Annotated in this window: 2 protein-coding genes; both read right to left on the bottom strand. The window is 33.7% G+C overall.

Annotated elements, in window-relative coordinates:
- A partial coding sequence (locus tag E5A76_RS13800) for an aldolase/citrate lyase family protein (RefSeq protein ID WP_161119270.1) occupies nucleotides 1-756 on the bottom strand: 756 nt, incomplete at its 3' end.
- A 10-nt stretch (nucleotides 757-766) separates the two neighbouring features.
- Nucleotides 767-1475, bottom strand: a 709-nt coding sequence (locus E5A76_RS13795; RefSeq protein ID WP_161119269.1) for an aminotransferase class IV, incomplete at its 5' end; no start/stop codon positions are given.

Raw genomic sequence — 1475 nt, 5'->3', positions numbered from 1 at the left:
TTTAAGTTTATTCTCAAGTAATTCTGCATGAGATAGTTGAAGAGCCTCAGAGTGTGACTTCTGTAGCATATTCAATTCATTATTAAAGCTACTTAAACTCTTACAGTGATTTTTAAAAGCACGAGATAAAATAACTTGAGTTGAACCCAGTCTTACATGCTCTTTCAAAATTACATCAGCACTTAATGTTCCTGTTCCAATCGTAGATATTCCCCCTACCCCGTAAGGTATACCTTTTAATCTCAGCTTCTCAATCAAATATTCGACTAAAGAACCACTCAGTAGCTCAAACATAAAAGATAAACCTAGAGAAAGGTGCAAATCATTTAAACCGATATGAACTTCATCTATGCCTGGCACTTCTAAAATATCATCAATACGGGCTAAAGCTTCTGAAGTTTCAATCAATAAACAAGTGCGTGCACGACCATCGATATAATCGATAAAACTTTGAACTTCACCTGCCGTTTTAAACATTGGGAGCATAATTATATCGGCTCCAGCTTCAATGACACTCTCAATTTCCTGCTGACTGTTAGAGTTAATTGGATTAACTCTAACTAACAGAGATGAGTTATTTATAATAGATTTAACAGCATAAATATCATCGATAGAATGATCGCTTATAACAGTATCTAAATGCCCTTGCCTTGCGACTTTACCTAATATTTCAAGATCTATAAAAATACGATCAACACCAGCACTATCGTATATTTTAATATTATCTAGATTATTATCTAATATCATCGTTTTCATTATTAAATCCTCAGTAAACAGGTGTTAACCAAGAATCATTAACAATAATATCTCTACGCAATATATCAAAATAACACTGCTCAATATTTTGTGTAATAAGACCTTTTTTTCCAGATCCAACAGGCATTTTATCTACAGATAAAACCGGTAATATTTCAACTGCAGAACCACACATAAACACCTCATCTGCAATGTATAATTCAGTACGGTCTATCTCACGTTCTTCAACTACTAAATTCAAATTATTTCTTGCAATATCTATAACAGTAGTTCGAGTGATACTCTCTAGAATAGAAGAAGTAATTGTAGGTGTTATTAGTTTTCCGTCACGAACTATAAACAAGCAAGCTCCAGGCCCCTCTGATACTTTACCTGCATTATTTAAAAAAATAGTACTGTCATAACCATTACGATGCGCTTCCATTTGTCCCAATCGGCTATTCATGTAATTAGCTCCCATCTTAATTTTTGGTGGAAGACATTTATCACTAATTCTTTCCCAGGAACTAATACAGCAACTGATACCATCTTTATCTATTAATTGTCGACCTTTAGCTATAGGTGCGATGAACATATCTACAGGACCAGTAGCAGCCCAGTTACCAAATCCATCAACAAAAACAGTTTGACGGATAGCAATATCTTCTAAAAAATTATTAGCTTTTACTACATCTAGTATCGCATTTTTTAAGAAATCAACTGTATAGTCACATTCAAAC

This window comes from Photobacterium lucens (assembly GCF_009873615.1).
Taxonomy (GTDB): domain Bacteria; phylum Pseudomonadota; class Gammaproteobacteria; order Enterobacterales; family Vibrionaceae; genus Photobacterium; species Photobacterium lucens.
The sequence above is the reverse complement of the archived record's forward strand: the minus strand, read 5'-3'. Positions and strand labels throughout refer to the sequence as shown.